Origin of the sequence: Streptomyces sp. TP-A0874, assembly GCF_001748085.1 — a bacterium.
Classification (GTDB): domain Bacteria; phylum Actinomycetota; class Actinomycetes; order Streptomycetales; family Streptomycetaceae; genus Streptomyces.
This window is the reverse complement of record NZ_BBZK01000003.1, coordinates 235,222-254,673: the sequence shown is the minus strand read 5'-3', so window position 1 is coordinate 254,673 and position 19,452 is coordinate 235,222. Positions and strand designations below refer to the sequence as shown.

General features: G+C 70.6%; 20 protein-coding genes. 13 read left to right on the top strand and 7 right to left on the bottom strand.

Translation table 11 applies throughout. The annotated features are described in order from the left end of the window. Positions 1-77: 77 nt before the first annotated feature. The gene (locus tag BGP73_RS01000; RefSeq protein ID WP_069811311.1) at positions 78-1,367 is read right to left on the bottom strand and encodes a citrate synthase; all 1,290 of its coding nucleotides are present in this window, start codon (positions 1,365-1,367) and stop codon (positions 78-80) included. Positions 1,368-1,520: 153 nt separating this feature from the next. After that, entirely contained in the window at positions 1,521-3,788 is a 2,268-nt protein-coding gene (gene recD2, locus BGP73_RS00995; RefSeq protein ID WP_069811309.1) for an SF1B family DNA helicase RecD2, read from the bottom strand. 261 nt (positions 3,789-4,049) lie between these two features. On the opposite strand from recD2, the gene BGP73_RS00990 reads away from it, so the two are divergent. From BGP73_RS00990 to BGP73_RS00955, 8 genes are all read left to right on the top strand, one after another. Next, the gene (locus BGP73_RS00990) at positions 4,050-4,955 is read left to right on the top strand and encodes a ribokinase (protein WP_069811307.1); all 906 of its coding nucleotides are present in this window, start codon (positions 4,050-4,052) and stop codon (positions 4,953-4,955) included. A 1,118-nt stretch (positions 4,956-6,073) separates the two neighbouring features. Continuing rightward, positions 6,074-6,376: an urease subunit gamma gene (locus tag BGP73_RS00985; protein ID WP_069811305.1), complete on the top strand. Its 303-nt coding sequence runs from the start codon at positions 6,074-6,076 to the stop codon at positions 6,374-6,376. After that, positions 6,373-6,702, top strand: coding sequence for an urease subunit beta (gene ureB / locus BGP73_RS00980; protein ID WP_069811303.1), 330 nt, complete (start codon positions 6,373-6,375; stop codon positions 6,700-6,702). The genes BGP73_RS00985 and ureB overlap by 4 nt, the downstream gene beginning before the upstream one ends. After that, positions 6,690-8,396, top strand: coding sequence for an urease subunit alpha (locus tag BGP73_RS00975; RefSeq protein ID WP_069811302.1), 1,707 nt, complete (start codon positions 6,690-6,692; stop codon positions 8,394-8,396). The genes ureB and BGP73_RS00975 overlap by 13 nt, the downstream gene beginning before the upstream one ends. Continuing rightward, the gene (locus BGP73_RS00970) at positions 8,396-9,136 is read left to right on the top strand and encodes an urease accessory protein UreF (RefSeq protein ID WP_079127101.1); all 741 of its coding nucleotides are present in this window, start codon (positions 8,396-8,398) and stop codon (positions 9,134-9,136) included. The genes BGP73_RS00975 and BGP73_RS00970 overlap by 1 nt, the downstream gene beginning before the upstream one ends. After that, positions 9,129-9,872, top strand: coding sequence for an urease accessory protein UreG (gene ureG, locus BGP73_RS00965; RefSeq protein WP_069811300.1), 744 nt, complete (start codon positions 9,129-9,131; stop codon positions 9,870-9,872). The genes BGP73_RS00970 and ureG overlap by 8 nt, the downstream gene beginning before the upstream one ends. Then, positions 9,872-10,618, top strand: coding sequence for an urease accessory protein UreD (locus tag BGP73_RS00960; RefSeq protein ID WP_069811299.1), 747 nt, complete (start codon positions 9,872-9,874; stop codon positions 10,616-10,618). Before ureG ends, BGP73_RS00960 begins: the two co-directional genes overlap by 1 nt. A 167-nt stretch (positions 10,619-10,785) precedes the next feature. Further along, complete coding sequence (locus BGP73_RS00955; protein WP_069811297.1) at positions 10,786-11,505, top strand: transporter substrate-binding domain-containing protein; 720 nt, start codon at positions 10,786-10,788, stop codon at positions 11,503-11,505. Between the two features lie 162 nt (positions 11,506-11,667). Here the strand turns inward: BGP73_RS00955 and BGP73_RS00950 are convergent, their stop codons facing one another. Next, complete coding sequence (locus BGP73_RS00950; protein WP_069811296.1) at positions 11,668-12,087, bottom strand: ArsI/CadI family heavy metal resistance metalloenzyme; 420 nt, start codon at positions 12,085-12,087, stop codon at positions 11,668-11,670. Between the two features lie 80 nt (positions 12,088-12,167). Between BGP73_RS00950 and BGP73_RS00945 the strand changes: the two genes are divergently transcribed. Genes BGP73_RS00945 through BGP73_RS00935 form a run of 3 tightly spaced genes read left to right on the top strand, consistent with a single transcriptional unit; the run spans position 12,168 to position 14,096 of the window. Next, entirely contained in the window at positions 12,168-12,569 is a 402-nt protein-coding gene (locus BGP73_RS00945) for an ArsR/SmtB family transcription factor (protein WP_069811294.1), read from the top strand. Continuing rightward, complete coding sequence (arsB, locus tag BGP73_RS00940; RefSeq protein ID WP_069811292.1) at positions 12,566-13,690, top strand: ACR3 family arsenite efflux transporter; 1,125 nt, start codon at positions 12,566-12,568, stop codon at positions 13,688-13,690. Before BGP73_RS00945 ends, arsB begins: the two co-directional genes overlap by 4 nt. Next, positions 13,683-14,096 carry an arsenate reductase ArsC gene (locus BGP73_RS00935; RefSeq protein WP_069811291.1) on the top strand — a complete coding sequence of 138 codons (414 nt, stop codon included), beginning with the start codon at positions 13,683-13,685 and terminating at the stop codon, positions 14,094-14,096. Before arsB ends, BGP73_RS00935 begins: the two co-directional genes overlap by 8 nt. A 269-nt stretch (positions 14,097-14,365) precedes the next feature. Here BGP73_RS00935 and BGP73_RS00930 read toward each other — a convergent pair whose 3' ends face one another. Beyond that, positions 14,366-14,854 carry an ATP-binding protein gene (locus tag BGP73_RS00930; RefSeq protein WP_069811289.1) on the bottom strand — a complete coding sequence of 163 codons (489 nt, stop codon included), beginning with the start codon at positions 14,852-14,854 and terminating at the stop codon, positions 14,366-14,368. 142 nt (positions 14,855-14,996) lie between these two features. Between BGP73_RS00930 and BGP73_RS00925 the strand changes: the two genes are divergently transcribed. Continuing rightward, a complete protein-coding gene (locus BGP73_RS00925) occupies positions 14,997-15,842 on the top strand; it encodes a helix-turn-helix domain-containing protein (protein ID WP_079127099.1) in 846 nt (281 codons plus the stop codon). Beyond that, positions 15,821-16,030, top strand: a complete 210-nt coding sequence (locus BGP73_RS00920; RefSeq protein ID WP_069811287.1) for a DUF397 domain-containing protein — start codon at positions 15,821-15,823, stop codon at positions 16,028-16,030. Before BGP73_RS00925 ends, BGP73_RS00920 begins: the two co-directional genes overlap by 22 nt. A gap of 32 nt (positions 16,031-16,062) precedes the next feature. Here the strand turns inward: BGP73_RS00920 and BGP73_RS00915 are convergent, their stop codons facing one another. Genes BGP73_RS00915 through BGP73_RS00905 form a run of 3 tightly spaced genes read right to left on the bottom strand, consistent with a single transcriptional unit; the run spans position 16,063 to position 19,252 of the window. Further along, positions 16,063-16,911: a sugar phosphate isomerase/epimerase family protein gene (locus BGP73_RS00915; protein ID WP_069811285.1), complete on the bottom strand. Its 849-nt coding sequence runs from the start codon at positions 16,909-16,911 to the stop codon at positions 16,063-16,065. Beyond that, a complete protein-coding gene (locus BGP73_RS00910) occupies positions 16,908-18,104 on the bottom strand; it encodes a dihydrodipicolinate synthase family protein (protein ID WP_244501037.1) in 1,197 nt (398 codons plus the stop codon). Before BGP73_RS00910 ends, BGP73_RS00915 begins: the two co-directional genes overlap by 4 nt. After that, positions 18,101-19,252 carry a Gfo/Idh/MocA family protein gene (locus BGP73_RS00905; protein ID WP_069811283.1) on the bottom strand — a complete coding sequence of 384 codons (1,152 nt, stop codon included), beginning with the start codon at positions 19,250-19,252 and terminating at the stop codon, positions 18,101-18,103. The genes BGP73_RS00910 and BGP73_RS00905 overlap by 4 nt, the downstream gene beginning before the upstream one ends. Between the last annotated feature and the right edge of the window lie 200 nt (positions 19,253-19,452).

The following is a 19,452-nucleotide window of genomic DNA, read 5'->3' as shown; positions in this document are numbered from 1 at the left end:
GACCCAGGAGAGCCCGCGAAGGTCCGGGGCAGCGGGTGCCGCCCCGGACCCGGGACCGCCTGTCGGCGCTGTTCGGCTCAGCGCTGTTCGACGGGGATGAAATCGCGCTCCACGACACCGGTGTAGACCTGGCGGGGACGACCGATCCGGGAGCCCGGCTCCTTGATCATCTCGTGCCACTGGGCGATCCACCCGGGCAGTCGGCCCAGCGCGAAGAGCACGGTGAACATGTCGGTCGGGAAGCCCATGGCCCGGTAGATCAGACCGGTGTAGAAGTCGACGTTCGGGTAGAGCTTGCGCTCGACGAAGTAGTCGTCGGCGAGCGCGTGCTCCTCGAGCCGCAGTGCGATCTCGAGCAGTTCGTCGGACTTGCCCAGTGCGGAGAGCACATCGTGCGCCGCCGCCTTGATGATCTTCGCCCGGGGGTCGAAGTTCTTGTAGACACGGTGTCCGAAGCCCATCAGCTTCACACCGTCTTCCTTGTTCTTCACCTTGCGGATGAAGGTGTCGACGTCCTGGCCGGAGTCCCGGATGCCCTCCAGCATCTCCAGCACCGACTGGTTGGCCCCGCCGTGCAGCGGGCCCCACAGCGCTGAGATGCCCGCGGAGATGGAGGCGAACAGGTTCGCCTGGGAGGAGCCGACCAGCCGCACCGTCGAGGTCGAGCAGTTCTGCTCATGGTCGGCGTGCAGGATCAGCAGCTTGTCCAGGGCGGAGACCACGACCGGGTCGAGGTCGTACTCCGCGGCCGGCACCGAGAAGGTCATCCGGAGGAAGTTCTCGACGTAGCCGAGGTCGTTACGCGGGTAGATCACGGGGTGACCGACGGACTTCTTGTACGCGTAGGCCGCGATCGTCGGGAGCTTCGCCAGCAGCCGGGTCGTGGAGAGGTCGCGCTGCTCCTGGTCGAACGGGTTGTGGCTGTCCTGGTAGAACGTCGACAGCGCGCTGACCACCGAGGAGAGCATGGCCATCGGGTGCGCGTCGCGCGGGAAGCCGTCGTAGAAGCGCTTGACGTCCTCGTGGAGCAGCGTGTGCCGGGTGATCCCGTCCTTGAAGCTGGCCAGCTCGTCGACCGTGGGCAGCTCGCCGTTGATCAGCAGGTAGGCGGTCTCGACGAAGGTGCTGCGCTCGGCGAGCTGCTCGATCGGATACCCGCGGTAACGCAGGATGCCCTGCTCGCCGTCGAGATAGGTGATCGCCGATTTGTACGCCGCGGTGTTGCCATACCCGCTGTCCAGGGTCACCAGACCGGTCTGGCTGCGGAGCTTCGAGATGTCGAAGCCCGTGTCGCCGACGGTGCTCTCGACCACCGGGTAGGTGTATTCGCCGTCCCCGTACCGGAGTACTACAGAGTTGTCGCTCACGTCATCCCTCACCGACGTTGTGCCTCTTCTTCGAGGTGCCTAGCTCCACCTTCCCCCATCCAGCCCGTTTCCGTGCACTCGGGGTCGGCCACAAGGCCCATTGGTGGCACGCAGTGCCGCGTGTGGCCCCCATCCTGCTCCTCATCACACCCTTTACGGAAGGCTGGGGCGCGAGGAGCCGGCCCCGACCCGCCCGCTGAGCCGGTGGTCGAGCCCGGTCCAACGCCGCCCGGCGGAGACCGTACGGACCGCCTGGCCCAGCGCCCGCCGCGATCCCACCAGCACGACCAGCCGTTTCGCCCGGGTCACCGCGGTGTACAGGAGGTTGCGCTGGAGCATCATCCATGCGCTGGTGGTGACCGGAATCACCACGGCGGGATACTCGCTGCCCTGCGACCGGTGGATGGTCATGGCGTAGGCGTGGGCCAACTCGTCCAGCTCGTCGAAGTCGTACGGCACCTCCTCGTTCTCGTCGGTACGGACCGTCAGGCGCTGCTCGTCTCCGTCGAGTGAGGTCACCACCCCGACCGTGCCGTTGAAGACGCCGTTGGCGCCCTTCTCATAGTTGTTCCGGATCTGGGTGACCTTGTCCCCGACCCGGAAGACCCGTCCGCCGAAGCGGCGTTCGGGCAGATCGGGCCGGGCCGGGGTGACGGCCTGCTGGAGCAGCCCGTTGAGCACCCCGGCACCGGCCGGACCCCGGTGCATGGGGGTGAGCACCTGCACGTCGCGGCGCGGGTTGAGGCCGAACTTCGCCGGGATGCGGCGGGCGACCACGTCCACCGTCAGCCGTCCGGCCGCCTCGGGGTCCTCCTCGGGGAAGAGGAAGAAGTCCGTCATCCCCTGGAGGAGCGGCGGGGTCCCGGAGTTGATCCGGTGCGCGTTGGTCACCACACCGGACTGCTGGGCCTGCCGGAAGATCCGGGTCAGCCGGACCGCGGGTACCGGGCTGCCGGGTGCGAGCAGATCGCGCAACACCTCGCCCGCGCCGACCGAGGGCAGTTGGTCGACATCGCCCACCAGCAGCAGGTGGGCGCCGGGGGGCACCGCCTTCACCAGTTTGTTGGCGAGCAGCAGGTCCAGCATCGACGCCTCGTCGACCACGACCAGGTCGGCGTCGAGCGGCCGGTCCCGGTCGTAGGCCGCGTCACCGCCGGGCTTGAGCTCCAGCAGTCGGTGGACGGTGGAGGCCTCGACGCCCGTCAGCTCGGAGAGCCGCTTGGCCGCCCGTCCGGTGGGGGCGGCCAGGATCACCCTGGCCTGCTTCGCCCGGGCCAGCTCCACCACCGACCGCACGGTGAACGACTTGCCACAGCCGGGCCCGCCGGTGAGCACCGCGACCTTTTGGGAGAGCGCCAGCCGCACCGCCTCCTGCTGCTCCGGGGCGAGTTCGGTCCCGGTCCGGCCGGCCAGCCAGCCCAGCGCCTTCTCCCAGTCCACCTCCTGGAAGGCCGGCAGCCTGTCCTCCTCAGCTCGCAGCAGCCGCTGCAACTGGCCGGCCAGGGAGATCTCCGCCCGGTGGAACGGCACCAGGTAGACCGCCGAATGGGTGAGCTCCTCGGCCTGCTCACCCTGGCCCCGCTCACCGGTCGGCAGCGCTTGGCGTACGACGCCCTCCTCCTCGCCCGCCAGCTCGCCCAGGGCGTCGATGACCAGTCCGGTGTCCACCTGGAGCAGCTTGACCGCGTCGGAGATCAGCTGCTCCTCCGGCAGGTAGCAGTGCCCCTGGTCGGCGGATTGGGACAGGGCGTACTGGAGTCCGGCCTTCACTCGTTCCGGGCTGTCGTGCGGGATGCCCACCGACTGGGCGATCTTGTCGGCGGTGAGGAAGCCGATGCCCCAGACGTCGGCCGCGAGCCGGTAGGGCTGCTCCCGGACCACCGAGATCGAGGCGTCCCCGTACTTCTTGTAGATCCGCACGGCGATGGAGGTGGACACCTCCACGGTCTGGAGGAAGAGCATGACCTCCTTGATCGCCTTCTGCTCCTCCCAGGCATCGGCGATCTTCTTGGTGCGCTTCGGGCCGAGCCCCTCCACCTCGATCAGCCGCTGGGGCTCCTCCTCGATGATCCGGAGGGTGTCCAGCCCGAAGTGGCGGGTGATCCGGTCGGCGAAGACCGGTCCGATCCCCTTGACCAGACCGGAGCCGAGGTACCGCCTGATGCCCTGCACGGTGGCCGGCAGCACGGTGGTGTAGTTCTCCACCGTGAACTGCCGCCCGTACTGGGGGTGCGAGCCCCAGCGGCCGGTCATCCGCAGCGACTCGCCGACCTGCGCGCCGAGCAGGGCGCCCACCACGGTCAACAGGTCGCCCGCGCCGCGACCGGTGTCGACCCGGGCCACCGTGTAGCCGTTCTCCTCGTTGGCGTAGGTGATCCGCTCGAGGACCCCTTCCACCACCGCCAGTTGCGCCTGAGCCATGCCTGCGACGGTACCGCCCGCTCCGGACACCCGTGGTGGACGGCGGCCGTGGGGCGGCCTGGCTGCCGGTGTCTCCGGGCGACAGGGCCGGGGGCGGCAGCAAACCCGGCAAGAGGGACACCATCGGACGGAATGTTGGGTTCCGCCCGATGGGACCGGTGGCGCCCCGTACCGTGTCGGAAGCACACCCCGTCCATGGACTCGGAGCGGCGGATCGGACGGGCCGGTGGGTCTGGAAGCCCGGAAAGAGGAAGCAGCGGAATGCATGTCTACGACCTGCTGGTCGTAGGGTCGGCCAACGCCGACCTGGTGGTCGGCGTGGATCGCCGTCCAGCGGCCGGCGAGACCGTCCTCGGCACCGACCTGACCGTCCATCCGGGGGGCAAGGGCGCCAACCAGGCCGTCGCCGCCGCACGCCTGGGCGCCCGGGTGGCGCTGCTGGCCCGGGTCGGCGACGACGAGCACGGCAGGCTGCTGCTCGACTCCCAGCGCGCGGCGGGCGTGGACACCGTCGGCGTCCTGGTCGGCACCAGCCCCACCGGGGTGGCCCTGATCGTGGTGGATCCGCAGGGCGACAACAGCATCGTGGTCTCGCCCGGGGCCAACGCCCGGCTCACCCCGGCCGACATCCGGGCGGCGAGCAGCCTGCTGGCCGGCGCCCGCGTCGTCTCGACGCAGTTGGAGATCCCACTGGAGACGGTGTGCGAGGTGGTCAGGGCGGCCGGCCCGGAGACCCGGGTGGTGCTCAACCTCTCCCCCGCGGCCCCGCTGCCGGCGGAGGTGCTCGCCGCCTGCGACCCGCTTGTCGTCAACGAACACGAGGCCCGCGAGCTCCTCGACGGACACGCGGCGGCCCGCTCCGAGGAACCGGCCGTGTGGGCCTCGGCGCTGCTCTCCCGCGGCCTGCGCTCGGTGGTCGTGACCCTGGGCCCGGCCGGGGCGCTCGCCGCCACCCGGGAGGGCACCGTGCTGGTGCCGAGTCCGACCGTCGAGGCGGTGGACACCACCGGCGCCGGCGACGCCTTCACCGGCGGTCTCGCCTGGCGGTTGGCTAGCGGCGACGACCTGGAGACCGCCGTCCGGTACGCCGTCCGGGTCGGCGCGGCCGCCGTCACCCGCCCCGGCGCTCAGCGTTCCTTCCCCGGGCCGGACGCGCTGCCGAGCTGAGACCCGGCCGCCCCTCCTACCACTCGACGAGACCCCCACCGCTAAGGGTTGTCCCGTGGTCCCCGGTGGATCAGGGGACAACCCTTAGCGGCTACTGCTTCGCCGAGTGTCCTCGTGTTCCGCCGAGAGCCAGTCCGCGGCGAGGTCCGTGACGAGCGCTCCGCCACGGTCGCTCAGGTGGATGTGGTCGACGAACAGTTCGAGGTTGTTCCCGTGGGCGACCTCGTCCCAGCTGCGGCCGAGCAGGTAGTACTCGCTGGCGGCGGTGAAATCGGCCGGCGAATGGGCGGGCGATTCAGATCACCGTCGGCGCACCGGTCGGTGACGCCGGGCCGGTCGGCGTCAGCAGCCACGAGGGCGGGCGGCAGCAACAACGGCTTCTCGCATCAGCTGTACACGCGTACCGGCTCCCGTGGTCTGAGGCGACTCCCCGGTCCCCGGCCGCGCGTTCCCTCCCGCAGAAGAGTGACGGAGCGGGGGACACCGGAGAACCACCGAGTCGAGGCGCCGGCGCGGCCGTCAGGGCGGCCGCCCATTCAGCCGACGGACCTCGTCCAAGCGGGTCGATCACGGAATCTTCTCCCAGATTCAAGAAGGCCACCTCTTATTCTGACGAAATGACAAATTCCGGCGAACAGCAGCCGGAACAGACAGGGAGGCGAAAGAGCCTCAGTGGAGTGATCGCCGCAGAGCCGCCGCTCGCCGCCGACCGGAGGTCCCGGCACGGGGGCGCTTGAACCCCTCTCCGTCCACAGCCGTGAAGCCTCCGGCGGGAACCGGCCTGTTGATCCAGCCCCCGGGGACCGCCGGAGGCTTCCTGCCGACCACCCGCCCGACCACGACCTGATCCCGCACCCCCGGGCCGAGCGCTCCCTGCGGACGGACGCCGGCCGGATTCGGGCCCGTGCGCCCCTTCCGTCGATCCCACGGAAGCGGCTTTCCCCACAGGATTCAGGGAAAATTTGACGCAATTGTCCGTACATATACGGGTGTAATAGGTAAAACAGACATCCCGCTGCCGTTGGAAATTTGCCGTCCATAACTCCGTGCCTTATAAGTGAGACACAGATTCCAGAGTTTCTTGAAGATTACCCAGGACTTCTCACGGAGGATCTTCCATGCTGCTCACTCCGTCCGACACGGAGAAATTGCTGCTGTCCGTAGCCGGGATGCTCGCACGCGACCGACGTGAGCGAGGAGTACCGCTCAATTACCCTGAGGCGACCGCTCTGCTCGCCTGTTGGGCTATTGAGCGAGCCCGTGAAGGTGCCTCCGTAACGGAGATCATGACAACCGGGCGCACCGTGCTCAGCAGGGCTGATGTCATGGATGGCGTCCCGGAGATGCTGCGGGACGTCCAAGTCGAGGCGACCTTTCCAGATGGGCGGAAGCTCGTCACGATCACCTCCCCGATCCCATGATCCCAGGCGAGATACGAACCGCGCCGGGAATCATCCGGGTGAATTCGGATGCCCCTCGTTCGGAAATACTTGTGACCAATGACGGAGACCGCCCCATTCAGGTCGGTTCCCACGCCCATTTCCCGGACGTCAACGCATTCCTCTCATTCGACCGGGAGCGGGCCCGCGGCTTCCGGCTGGACATCGCCTCAGGCACCTCCATCCGGTTCGAGCCGGGGGTGAGCCGTCGGGTGCCACTGGTGGCGCTCGGCGGCCCCGGCAGGGACGGCGTGGCGGCGGAGGGCGGCGACGCGGAAACGGAAGGAGGGGGCTCATGGCCGAGCTGACGCGCGGCGAGTACGCCGCGCTGTACGGCCCGAGCCGGGGCGACTCGCTCCGGCTGGCGGACACCGACCTGTGGATCGAGGTGGAGGAGGACCGGTGCCTCGGCGGGGACGAGGCGGTCTTCGGGGGCGGCAAGAGCATCCGCGACTCGATGGTGCAGTCCTCCCGGTCCCACGCCGACGGCGCGCTCGACCTGGTGATCACCAACGCGGTGGTGCTCGACCACTGGGGGGTGGTCAAGGCGGACGTCGGAGTGCGGGACGGCCGGATCGTCGCACTCGGCAAGGCTGGCAACCCGGCCGTCTCGGACGGGGTGCACCCGGAGCTGGTGATCGGCCCCGGTACCGACGTCGTCTCCGGAGAGGGGCGGATCCTCACCGCCGGAACCGTCGACACCCACGTCCACATGCTCACCCCGCACACCATGTGGGAGGCCGTCGCCACCGGCACCACCACCGTGGTGGGCGGCGGCAGCGGTCCCACCGAGGGCTCCAAGGCCACCACCGTCACCGCCGGGCCCCGGCATCTGCGGCTGATGCACCGGGCCATGGACGGACTTCCGCTCAACGTCCTGCTGTTCGGCAAGGGCACGGTCAGCGCTCAGTCGCTGCGGGAGCAGGCGATGGCGGGCGCCGGCGGCTACAAGGTGCACGAGGACTGGGGCGCGGGCCCGGCCACCATCGACGGCGCGCTCCGTGCCGCCGAGGCCCACGGGCTCCAGGTGGCCCTGCACGCCGACAGCCTCAACGAGTCCGGTTACGTCGAGCGCACCCTGGAGGCCATCGGCGGCCGAGGCATCCACGTCTTCCACGCCGAGGGCGCCGGCGGCGGCCATGCGCCGGACATCATCACCGCCGCCTCGCACGCCAACGTGCTGCCCGCCTCCACCAACCCGACGCTGCCGCACACCGTCAACACCGTCGCCGAACACCTCGACATGCTGATGGTCTGCCACAACCTCAACCCCCGGGTGCCGGAGGACCTCGCCTTCGCCGAGTCCCGCATCCGGCCGAGCACGATCGCCGCCGAGGACGTCCTGCAGGACCTGGGCGCCCTGTCGATCACCTCCTCCGACGCACACGCGATGGGGCGGATCGGCGAGGTCGTCACCCGCACCTGGCAGGTCGCCCACGAGATGAAGCGGCGTTTCGGCGTCCCCGAGTCGCTGTCGCCCGCCGACAACGAACGGGCCCGCCGCTACGTGGCCAAGTACACCATCTGCCCGGCCGTCGCCCACGGCATCGACGACTGGGTCGGCTCCGTCGAGCCCGGCAAACTCGCCGATCTGGTCCTGTGGGACCCGGCGTTCTTCGGCATCCGTCCGGCCGCCGTGCTCAAGGGCGGTGCCGTCGTGCACGCCCCGATCGGCGATCCCAACGCGGCCATCCCCACCACCGAACCGGTGCTGCTCCGCTCCACGCTCCCCGCCACCGGATCCGGCGCACCGCACCTGTCGGTGAGCTTCGTCTCCCCGGCCGCCCTGGAGGACGGGCTCGCCGACCGGCTCGCGCTCTCCCGGCGGCTGGTGCCCATCCGCCCCACCCGCGGGCTGACGAAGGAGGACATGCCGAACAACACCGCGCTGCCGCGGATCGACGTCGATCCGGAGACCTTCGAGATCCGGATCGACGGGGAGCTGGTGGAGCCCTCCCCCGCCCTCGAGCTGCCGCTCGCCCAGCGCTACAGCCTCTTCTGATGCGCACCGACCGTCCCCGCACCGTCCTCCCCGGCCCGCGGCCGGCCGGCTCCCCGGCGGCGTCCGGTCTGGCCGCCCTGCTCCTGGCCGACGGGCGGCTCCCGGTGGGCGCGTACGCGCAGTCCGCGGGGTTGGAGGCGGCGGTCGCCGCCGGCCTGACGGCCCGGCAACTGCCCGCCTACCTCCGCTCCCGGCTGCGCACGGTGACCCTCACCGAAGCGGCGGGCGCCGTACTGGCCCGACGGGCCGCCGAGCAGCGGTCCGTCGACTACGGCCCGCTCCAGGTGGAGCTGGCGGCCCGTACCGCCGCCGCCCCGTTGCGGGGCGCCTCGGCGGCGGTGGGACGCGGACTGCACCGGCTCGCCCGGCGGGTGGCGCCGGAGCACCCGGCCGTCACGGCCCTGCACACCGCGGCGGCGGCCGTACCCGGGCTGCGGCCGCTACGGCCGGTGGCGCTGGGCGCGCTGGCCACGGCGCTCCGGGTCGCCGAGACGGACCTGGCGTACATCGTGCTCTACGACGACTTGCAGACGGTCGCGGCCGCGGCGCTGAAGCTGCTGCCCGTGGACCCGCTGGACATGGCCGCCTGGGTGCTGGAGGCCGAAGCCGAGGCCGCCTCCACGGTGGCCCGGGCGCTGGCCGTCACCTGTCCCGACGAACTGCCCGCGCGCACCGCGCCGCTCGTGGAGCGGTGGGCGCTCGATCACGACCGACGAGAACGGAGACTCTTCCATGCCTGACACCACCGCCCGTCCCGGCCGGCCGGTCCCCGCACTGCGGCTCGGCGTCGCCGGACCGGTCGGCACCGGCAAGAGCCACATCCTGGCCACCCTCTGCCGGGGACTCGCCGGCCGGCTCTCGATGGCCGTCGTCACCAACGACATCTACACCGACGAGGACGCCCGCTTCCTGCGCACCGCCGGGGTGCTGGACCCGGAGCGGATCCGGGCCGTGGAGACCGGCGCCTGCCCGCACACCGCTATCCGGGACGACGTGAGCCTCAACCTGGACGCGATCGAGGACCTGGAGGAACGGTTCGGCCCGCTGGACCTGGTGCTCGTGGAGAGCGGCGGGGACAACCTGACCGCGACCTTCAGCCCGGCCCTGGCCGACGCCCAGATCTTCTGCCTGGACGTCGCCGGCGGCGGCGACGTGGCACGCAAGGGCGGACCGGGCATCGCACGCGCCGACCTGCTGGTGATCAACAAGACGGACCTCGCGCCGCACGTCGGCGTCGACGTGCGGCGGATGGCCACCGACGCCGAGCGGGCCCGCGAGGGGCTGCCCGTCCTGCCGCTCTCCCAGCACGACCCGGACTCCGTCACCCGGCTGTGCGCCTGGGTGGAGGACGTCCTCGCCCGGCACCGGGCCGGTGAGCACTCCCCCCGCGACCCCGGGCCGATGGCCCCGCACAGCCACGGCCACGACGAGCAGCCGCAGGCGGATCGGGGCTCGGACCCGGCCCCCGTGGCCTGATGGCCACCGAGGAGACCCGGCCGACGGTGGTGGAGGTGCACCGGGGCGAGGGCGGCGCGCACATCGCCACCACCCTGCGGCCCGGCACCTTCCTCACGCCGCGGCCGCTCCACGCCGGCCCGCACGGCCCCCGCATCGCCCTCGTCGGCAGCCGGGCCGGCCTGCTCTCCGGTGACGACCTCCGACTGCGGGTGCGAGCCGGTGCCCATGCCCGGCTGGAGCTGTTGGAACCGGCGGGGCTGGTGGCCTACGACCACCGGGGCGGACGGAGTTCGGCCTGGCGGGCCCGGGTGGATCTCGGGGACGGCGCGCTGCTCGTCTGGCCCGGGCGGCCGTTCGTCGCGGCGGCCGGGGCTGCGACCCGGCGGTGCATGGACGTCCGACTCGGCCGGGGCGCCCGGATGCTGTGGCGGGAGACGCTCGTGCTGGGGCGCTCCGGGGAACGCGGCGGGGGTCTGCGTTCGCTGGCCCGGGTCCGCTCGGGCGGCACCGCCCTGCTGGTGGAGGACCTGGACCTGAGCGACCCGGAGGAGCGGGAACTGCCCGGGATCATCGGCTCGGGCCGAGTCATGTCCTCGGTGGCGGCCTTCGGTTGGACCCCCGACGACCTCAGCCACCCCTACACCACGCCCCTCGCCCAGCGGGGCGCCGTCATCCGGCTGGTCAGCGACCAGGCCCACACCGTGGAGGAGGAGCTCGACGCCGTGTGGCAGTCCTGGCTCCAGGACCTCCGCGGTGCTTCCTGAGCCGACCGGGCAGCCCGCCCTCCTCGTCGGCGGCAGCGGTGCGGGCCGCCGCAGGCCTGCCTCGCCTCCGGACGGGTGCGCCCGGCCCAGCTCCGGCAGCGACCGACCGCGCCGGAGCATGTGGCTTTCCGGGAGGGCTTCTTCCCCCCGACCTCTACACTCCGATCATGGTCATTACAACCGCTGTCACCACGGACCTGGCGCCCAGTGGGGTACTTCGGGCCTCGATCAACCTCGGCAACCCGGTGCTGGCCCAGGGCACGCCGACAGCGCCCAAAGGCGTCACGGTGGACATCGCGCGGGAGATCGGCGCACGGCTGGGGGTGCCGGTGGAGCTGGTCTGCTTCGACGCGGCGCGGAAGTCGCAGCAAGCGCTGACCACGGGCCGGACGGACATCGGTTTCCTCGCCGTCGAGCCGGCGCGCGAGGAGGAGGTCGCCTTCACCGCACCGTACGTGGTGATCGAGGGCGTGTTCGCCGTGCCCCAGGGGTCCCCGCTGGTCACGGCGGCGGACGTCGACCGCGCGGGGGTACGCATCGGCGTGAAGCGCGGCTCCGCCTACGACCTCTTCCTGACCCGCACCCTGCGGCACGCGAGCGTTGTGCGTGGCGACGAAGGGGTCGACACCTTCCGCAGCGAGGGGCTGGAAGTCGCGGCCGGCATCCGGCAGCCGATGACCGAGTTCGTCGCGGCCAACCCCGACGTCCGGATGATCGGAGACCGTTTCATGCAGATCCGGCAAGCGCTCGGCACGACCAGGAACCGGCGGCCGGAGACCGTCCGGTTCCTGCGGGACCTCGTCGAAGAGCTGAAGGCGAGCGGCTTCATCGCCGACGCGCTGCGGCGCTCGTACCAGTCCGACGCCCTGGTCGCCCCTTCCGCCTAGCGAGGAGACAGGCCTGATCGGCAGCAGCGGCGACCTGCGTCCACTCGCGTCCCGGCAACGGCGGATCGACTGGGGCCAGAGGAGCGGTGGAGACGCTGTCGGCTGTTCACAGGCACCGCGGGCAACCGTCGGCTGGGCTCCGCCGATCCGGTGTCAGCGCCACTACCCGCCGCAGCAGGCGTCACCGTCCGGAGTAGCGCTCTTGCCCATCTGCTCCGTATCGGCCTTGACCACGTAGACCTCCCACGGCTCCCCACCGGGGCCATGCACCCACGCCTTGTCCTGGAGGGCGTAGCAGCAGGAGGTGTCGTTCTCCTCGAATGTCGCGAGTCCAGCCTCCCTGAGCCGGGTGGTTGCGGCGCCGACCTCGTCTGTGGTGCCGACCTCGACGCCGAGGTGGTCCAGGCGGGTCTGCTGTCCTGGCTCGCCCTCGATGAGGACGAGCTTGAGCGGCGGGGCGCTGATCGCGAAGTTGGCGTAGCCGGGGCGGCGCTTGGCGGGCTCGACACCGAACAGCTTGGAGTAGAAGGTGACCGACGCTTCGAGGTCGGCGACGTTGAGCGCGAGCTGGGCACGGGACATGGTGACCTCTCCGAACAGGCTGCATTGATGATTACCGATTCAAGCTTGCGCCTTGGATCGAGAAACGTCAACATAGAAGCATGTCGAAACAAGGGCTCGAGGTGCTCGGGCAGGATGGCGTCGGCGGATGCTGCCCCGCACTGCTGACCACCCCCCTGGACGAAAACCAGGCCATCGAACTGGCGAAGGTGTTCAAGGCGCTGGGCGACCCGGTGCGGCTACGGCTGCTGTCGATGATCGCCTCCCGCGCCGGCGGGGAGATCTGCGTCTGCGACCTCACCCCGGCCTTCGAGCTGTCCCAGCCGACCATCTCCCATCACCTCAAGCTGCTGAAGCAGGCCGGACTCATCGACTCCGAGCGGCGCGGAACGTGGGTGTACTACCGGCTGCTGCCGCAGACGACCGACCGCCTGGCCACGATTCTCACCCGCCCCGCCGGGCAGCCGCCGGCCGAGACCGGGCCCGCCGGAGGCCCCTCGTGAACCCGGAAGCCACCACCGCAGCGGTGCCCGCGGGGCCGGTGGCCGCGCGGCTGTCGTTCCTGGACCGGTTTCTCGCCGGGTGGATTCTGCTCGCGATGGCCGCCGGCCTCGGACTGGGCCGGCTCGTTCCCGGCCTGGGGGACTTGCTGGCGAAGGTCACCGTCGCCGGCGTCTCACTGCCGATCGCGCTCGGCCTGCTCGTGATGATGTACCCGGTCCTCGCAAGAGTCCGCTACGACCGTCTGGACACCGTCACCCGCGACCGCCGTCTGCTCCTTCCGTCCCTGGCCCTGAACTGGATCGTCGGCCCGGCGCTGATGTTCGCCCTCGCCTGGGTCTTCCTGCCGGATCTGCCCGAGTACCGGACCGGCCTGATCATCGTCGGCCTGGCCCGCTGCATCGCGATGGTCATCATCTGGAACGACCTCGCCGGTGGTGACCGCGAGGCCGCCGCCGTGCTGATCGCGCTGAACTCGGTGTTCCAGGTGGTCGCGTTCGCCACGCTGGGCTGGTTCTACCTGAGCGTGCTGCCGGGCTGGCTCGGCCTGGAGCAGACCGCGCTGGACGTCTCGGTGTGGGAGATCGCCCGCAGCGTGCTGATCTTCCTCGGCATCCCCCTGCTGGCCGGCTTCCTCACCCGGCGCCTGGGCGAGAAGGCCCGGGGCCGTACCTGGTACGAGACGGAGCTGATCCCGAGAATCGGCCCGTTCGCCCTGTACGGCCTGTTGTTCACCGTCGCCGTGCTCTTCGCCCTCCAGGGCGGGGCCATCACCTCCCGGCCTCTGGACGTCGCCCGCATCGCCCTGCCCCTGCTGGTGTACTTCACCGTGATGTGGGCCGGGTCCATGGCCGTCGGCCGCGCGGCCGGGCTGGACTACCCGAAGGCGACGACGCTGGCGTTCACCGCCGCGGGCAACAACTTCGAACTCGCCATCGCGGTCGCCATCGCCACCTTCGGTGCCGCCTCCGGCCAGGCCCTCGCGGGGGTGGTCGGACCGCTCATCGAGGTCCCCGTCCTCATCGGCATGGTCCATGTCGCCCTGGCCGCCCGCCGGTTCTTCCCCCGGCCCGCGCCGACGGCCGGGTCGGCGCTCTCCCCGGAAGGATCCGCCCGTGTCTGAGTCCAGGCCGTCGGTGCTGTTCGTGTGCGTCCACAACGCCGGCCGCTCGCAGATGGCCGCCGCCTTCCTCACCCATCTCGCCGATGGCCTGGTCGAGGTTGGCTCCGCGGGATCCGCACCGGGCGACGCCGTGAACCCGGCCGCCGTCCAGGCGATGGCGGAGATCGGTGTCGACATCGCCGCCGAGCGGCCGAAGGTACTGACCGTCGAGGCCGTCCAAGCCTCGGATGTGGTGATCACCATGGGCTGCGGCGACTCCTGCCCCGTCTTCCCCGGCAAGCAGTACCTCGACTGGAAGCTCGACGACCCGGCCGGGCAGGGTGTCGAAGCGGTCCGTCCCATCCGGGACGAGATCGAGCAGCGCATCCGCAGCCTGCTCGCCGAACTCCTGCCCGGACACTTCTGACACTCGGCTCTGTCGCCGCACACAAGAGAGGCGTACGGAACCCGGTCCACCGCCGCTGCCCGCCGAACTCACGGCGGCGCGGGCGGACGGGTCGGACGCCGAGACACCGTCAACCGCGAACTCTCCATCACCCGGGAAGCGGCCAGTTGGCGGCAGCCCCTGGACGGATCGAGCCGACCCTGCCCTCGGCATCGAGCGCACCCCGGGCAGAACGGTCACTGTACGTCGAACAGCAAGGCACCTACTGTGTGCAGCGCTGGTTCGCCGGTTCACCGCCGCTGTTGGCGGTGCCGGGACCCAAGTACCTGGGCGCTGATGCGCGAGTCATCCACCAACCCGCCCACTGACCTGGCAGGGAGCTTGACCAACGCCCAGACGCTCTTGCCGACCCCCTCGCGCGGCATGACGCCCCAGTCGTCGGAGAGCGCCGCGACCAGTGACAGCCCCCGTCCGCCCTCGTCACCGTCTCCAGCCACCGTCGGACTCGGCTGCCGATCGCTCGCATCGGAGACCTCCAACCTCAGCAGACCGCCGTTCACGGAGAAGAGGGTCCGGATCTCCCGGCCTTGAGGCGCACAGGCGTGCCGGACGGCATTGGTGACCAGTTCCGACAGCAGGAGTTCGGCCACCTCCGCCGCATCTCCGGCAATGCCCCACACCGCCAGCTGCGCCCGGAGCACCGCCCTGGCCCGCCCGACGCTCCGCGCGTGACGTGAGAAGCGGTTCACCACGGCATCCCTGGGGCTTGCCTGCGTCATCAAGGTCGCACCTTTCCCAAAGCCAGTCGCCCTGTGCAACCAGCCCGCTACGTTGAGTACCCACAGGATCGCCCCAGAAGAACCACACCCAACAGGGGTTTCGCCCCTACGTGGGCGAAGTAGAGATTGAGGTTTGCGAGCCATGGCAGCACGTCCACGGGAACTGGACCCCACGGAATCCGTACCGGCCTACTACGGGGCAGAGCTCCGCAGACTCCGCACCGCCGCCGGGCTCTCACACGCCCGACTCGGCGAAATCGTCTGCTACAGCCCGGCGATGATCGGACACGTGGAAACGACGACCCGGATGCCAACCCGGGAACTCTCCGAAGCACTCGACGCCGCACTCGACACGGACGGCTATTTCAGTCGGCTGTATCCACTGGTCATCAGGGCCGCCATCCCTGGACGCTACCGCCGCTTCATGGAGTTGGAGGCGCAGGCGTCAAGCCTCTGCACCTACGGTCTGGACACCGTGCCGGGCCTTCTCCAGACCGAGGAGTACGCCCGGGCGATGCTGCGCATCGGTCGCCCCCGCGACGAAGCGCGGCTTGAGGAGTTGGTGGCTGCTCGGATGGAACGTCAGGCGCTGCTCAACGGACCATCCCCCGCATCACTCTGGGTCGTTCTCGATGAGGCTGTGGTTCGCCGACCGGTGGGAGGAAGAGCGGCCATGCGGGAACAGTTGGCACACCTGCTGGTGATGGCGGAGCATCCGAACATCCACCTCCAGCTGCTGCCGATCGACCACGGCGAACACGCTGCCATGGGCTCCGCGCTCTGGCTTCTCCATTTCTCCGACGGTCCGGATATCGCCTATCTCGAAGGTGGTTGGGGTGGTCAACTCATCGAAGCCTACGAAGAAGTTGTAGCCCATCAATTAACATACAATCTGCTCAGGGCGAATGCCCTGCCGCCGGACGAGTCAGCGGCTTTCATCCAGACCGTGATGGAGGCAAGCTTCCCTTGGAGACCCCCCGCGACCTGAGCAGCTTCCGCTGGCACAAGAGCAGCCACAGCAATCAGGAGGGTGGTGCCTGCCTTGAGGTCGCGGAGCCCATATCCAAGGCGCTTCCCGTTCGGGACAGCAAGCATCCCGAGGGACCGGTCCTACTGTTCCCCACCGACGCGTGGAGCGCCTTTCTCCGCGACCTCAAGGCTGGTCGCCACCGCTGAGCCCGATCACTTCGACTCCTGTGGCCCGCGCACTACCGCTGCGGTAGCACCAACTCCCGGTAGCGGTCCGCGATCTCCTTCAGCACCTCGCCGCCGTCCCGCGCCCACAGCTCCGGGTTGAAGATCTCGACCTCGATCGGCCCGTCATAGCCCGCCGCGTCCACGCGTTCGCGGAAATCCCGCAGGTCCACCGAGCCGTCCCCGAGTTGCCCGCGGCCCAGGAGTACGCCCTCGGGCAGCGGGGTGATCCAGTCCGCGAGCTGGAAAGCCGCGATCCGGCCGCCTTCGCCGGCCCGGGCGATCTGGGCTCCCACGGTGTCGTCCCACCAGATGTGGTAGGTGTCCACGACCACCCCGACCTGCTCGGCCGGGAAACGCTCCGCGAGTTCCAGGGCCTGCCCCAGCGTCGAGACCACGCAGCGGTCCGAGGCGAACATCGGGTGCAGGGGTTCGACCGCCAGCCGCACCCCTCGTTCGGCAGCGTAGGGCCTCAGTTCGGCCAGTGCGTCCGCGATACGTTCCCGTGCCCCGGGCAGGTCCCTGCTCCCGGTTGGGAGCCCACCGGAGACGAGCACCAGCGTCCCGGTCCCCAGGGTCGCCGCCTCGTCGATCGCCCGGCGGTTGTCGGCCAGCGCCGCCGCCCGCTCGGTGGGGTCGGCCGCGGTGAGGAAGCCACCCCGGCAGAGGCTGGTGACGGCCAGCCCCGCGTCCCGGACGAGCTTCGCCGCCCGCTCGACGCCGTACTCCTGCACTGGCGCCCGCCAGAGGCCGACGCCGCCGAGCCCCGCCGCGGCGCAGCCGTCCGCCAGCTCCGGCAGCGACCACTGCCTGATCGTCTCCTGGTTGAGGCTCAGCCGCTGGAGATCCTTGGGGGCCGTCATACGGTGCCACCTCCGTTGGTCGTCAGGCCGTGGACGGCCAACAGTCGCCGCAGCCGCGCCTCGGCCAGCTCCGGGTCCGGGAAGAGGCCGATCTGATCGGCCAGTTCGTAGGCGCGGGCCAAGTGCGGCAGGGAGCGGGCGGACTGGAAGCCCCCGACCATGCTGAAGTGGCTCTGGTGGCCGGCGAGCCAGGCGAGGAAGACCACCCCGGTCTTGTAGTAGCGGGTCGGTGCCCGGAAGAGGTGGCGGGAGAGTTCGACGGTGGGGTCGAGCATCGCCCGGAAGCCCTGGGCATCGCCGGTGGCCAGCACCCGCACGGCCTCGGCGGCCAGCGGACCCAGGGGGTCGAAGATGCCCAGCAGGGCGTGGCTGAACCCGCGTTCGTCGCCCTCGATCAGCTGCGGGTAGTGGAAGTCGTCACCCGTGTAGCAGCGCACGCCTTGCGGGAGGCGGCGGCGGAGAGCGATCTCCCGGTCGGCGTCGAGCAGCGACACCTTGATCCCGTCGACCTTGTCCGGGTGGGCCGCGATCACTTCAAGGAAGGTGTCGGTCGCGGTGTCGAGGTCGCCGCTGCCCCAGTAACCCTCCAGCGCCGGGTCGAACATCGGGCCGAGCCAGTGCAGGATGACCGGTTCGGCGGCCTGCCTGAGCAGTTGCCCGTAGACCTCGGTGTAGTCCTCCGGCCCTTGGGCCGCGGCGGCGAGCGCCCGGGAGGCCATCAGGATGGCCTGGGCTCCGACCTCCTCCACCAGGGCGAGCTGCTCCTCGTAGGCCACCCGGACCTCGGCCAGGGTGTGGCCCGCGGTCTGTCCGCCGGCCAGTTGGTCGGTGCCGACGCCGCAGGCGATCCGGGCGCCCGGCACCGTCCTGGCCTCGGCGGCGGATCGGCGGATCAGCTCGGCCGCGCCGCCGAAGTCCAGCCCCATGCCCCGCTGGGCGGTGTCCATGGCCTCGGCGACGCCGAGGCCATGGGCCCACAGGTGGTGGCGGAAGGCGAGGGTGGCGTCCCAGTCGACGGCCGCGGGGCCGTCGGGGGTGGTGTCGGCGAGCGGATCGGCGACGACGTGCGCGGCGGCGAGGACGGCGCGGGAGGCCAGCGGCGAACCGCCCGGTGCGAAGCGGGCCGGTTCCCGCCGGGGACGGTAGTCCCGCAGCCCGCCGCGGCCGTCGGGGAGCAGCAGTGGCGCGGTCAAAGCGTCAGCTCCGGCACCTCGAAGCGGCGGCCCTCCGCGGAGGACCTCAGGCCCAGTTCGGCGAGTTGCACGCCGCGGGCTCCGGCGAGCAGGTCCCAGCTCCAGGGGGCGTCGAGCGCCACATGGCGCAGGAAGAGTTCCCACTGGGTCTTGAAGCCGTTGTCGAACTCCCCGTTGTCGGGCACTTCCTGCCACTGGTCGCGGAACGGTTCCGGGGTGGGGAGGTCGGGGTTCCAGACCGGCTTCGGAGTTGCGGCGCGGTGCTGCACCCGGCAGCGGCGCAGGCCGGCCACGGCCGATCCCTCGACGCCGTCCACCTGGAACTCGACGAGTTCGTCGCGGTTGACCCGGACCGCCCAGGAGGAGTTGATCTGGGCGACGGCGCCGCCGTCGAGTCGGAAGATGCCGTAGGCGGAGTCGTCGGCGGTGGCCTCGTACGCCTCGCCCCGCTCGTCCCAGCGGCGCGGGATATGGGTGGTGACCTGGGCCTGCACACTGCGGACCGGGCCGAACAGCTCGTGCAGCACGTACTCCCAGTGCGGGAACATGTCGACGACGATGCCCCCGCCGTCCTCCGCCCGGTAGTTCCAGGAGGGGCGCTGGGCCGGCTGCCAGTCGCCCTCGAAGACCCAGTAGCCGAACTCGCCGCGTATCGACAGGATCCGGCCGAAGAAGCCGCCGTCGATGAGGCGCTTCAGCTTCAGCAGGCCGGGGAGGAAGATCTTGTCCTGGACGACACCGTGTTTGACGCCGGCGGCCCGGGCCAGCCGGGCCAGTTCGAGGGCGCCTTCGAGGTCGGTGGCTGTCGGCTTCTCGCAGTAGATGTGCTTGCCCGCGGCGATCGCCTTCCTGACCGCCGCCTCCCGGGCCGAGGTGACCTGGGCGTCGAAGTAGATGTCGATGGTCGGGTCGGCGAGCACCGCGTCGAGGTCGGTCGACCAGTGCTCGAGGCCGTGCTGTTCGGCCAGTGCCTTCAGGGCGTGCTGCCGCCGGCCGACGAGGACGGGCTCCGGCCAGAGCAGGTCGCCGTCGCCGAGGGCGACGCCGCCTTGTTCGCGGATGGCCAGGATGGATCGGACGAGATGTTGGCGGTACCCCATCCGGCCGGTCACACCGTTCATGGCGATCCGTACCGTCTTGCGAGCCACTCGGTTCCTCCCTCTCGGGCGCCCACCCACTCGAAGGTCTCTGCAGAGGCGACGATCTCCGCAGAGGCGACAGCAAGCGCTTTCTATCCTGGCTAAGCTAACCGCAAGCTGCTCACTGTTCAAGGCTTCAATGAAGGTGGACGGGTCTGCCGCCGGCCATGAAGCGGTTACCCACGCCCCGGCCGCCCGGGCGGAGGAGA

What these genes read in the sequence shown, in the direction of transcription:
- recD2 (WP_069811309.1), bottom strand. Translation starts at nt 3,788, where the DNA reads ATGGCTCAGGCGCAACTGGCGGTGGTGGAAGGGGTCCTCGAGCGGATC.
- BGP73_RS00990 (WP_069811307.1), top strand. Translation starts at nt 4,050, where the DNA reads ATGCATGTCTACGACCTGCTGGTCGTAGGGTCGGCCAACGCCGACCTG.
- BGP73_RS00985 (WP_069811305.1), top strand. Translation starts at nt 6,074, where the DNA reads ATGCTGCTCACTCCGTCCGACACGGAGAAATTGCTGCTGTCCGTAGCC.
- ureB (WP_069811303.1), top strand. Translation starts at nt 6,373, where the DNA reads ATGATCCCAGGCGAGATACGAACCGCGCCGGGAATCATCCGGGTGAAT.
- BGP73_RS00975 (WP_069811302.1), top strand. Translation starts at nt 6,690, where the DNA reads ATGGCCGAGCTGACGCGCGGCGAGTACGCCGCGCTGTACGGCCCGAGC.
- BGP73_RS00970 (WP_079127101.1), top strand. Translation starts at nt 8,396, where the DNA reads ATGCGCACCGACCGTCCCCGCACCGTCCTCCCCGGCCCGCGGCCGGCC.
- ureG (WP_069811300.1), top strand. Translation starts at nt 9,129, where the DNA reads ATGCCTGACACCACCGCCCGTCCCGGCCGGCCGGTCCCCGCACTGCGG.
- BGP73_RS00960 (WP_069811299.1), top strand. Translation starts at nt 9,872, where the DNA reads ATGGCCACCGAGGAGACCCGGCCGACGGTGGTGGAGGTGCACCGGGGC.
- BGP73_RS00955 (WP_069811297.1), top strand. Translation starts at nt 10,786, where the DNA reads ATGGTCATTACAACCGCTGTCACCACGGACCTGGCGCCCAGTGGGGTA.
- BGP73_RS00950 (WP_069811296.1), bottom strand. Translation starts at nt 12,087, where the DNA reads ATGTCCCGTGCCCAGCTCGCGCTCAACGTCGCCGACCTCGAAGCGTCG.
- BGP73_RS00945 (WP_069811294.1), top strand. Translation starts at nt 12,168, where the DNA reads ATGTCGAAACAAGGGCTCGAGGTGCTCGGGCAGGATGGCGTCGGCGGA.
- BGP73_RS00930 (WP_069811289.1), bottom strand. Translation starts at nt 14,854, where the DNA reads ATGACGCAGGCAAGCCCCAGGGATGCCGTGGTGAACCGCTTCTCACGT.
- BGP73_RS00925 (WP_079127099.1), top strand. Translation starts at nt 14,997, where the DNA reads ATGGCAGCACGTCCACGGGAACTGGACCCCACGGAATCCGTACCGGCC.
- BGP73_RS00915 (WP_069811285.1), bottom strand. Translation starts at nt 16,911, where the DNA reads ATGACGGCCCCCAAGGATCTCCAGCGGCTGAGCCTCAACCAGGAGACG.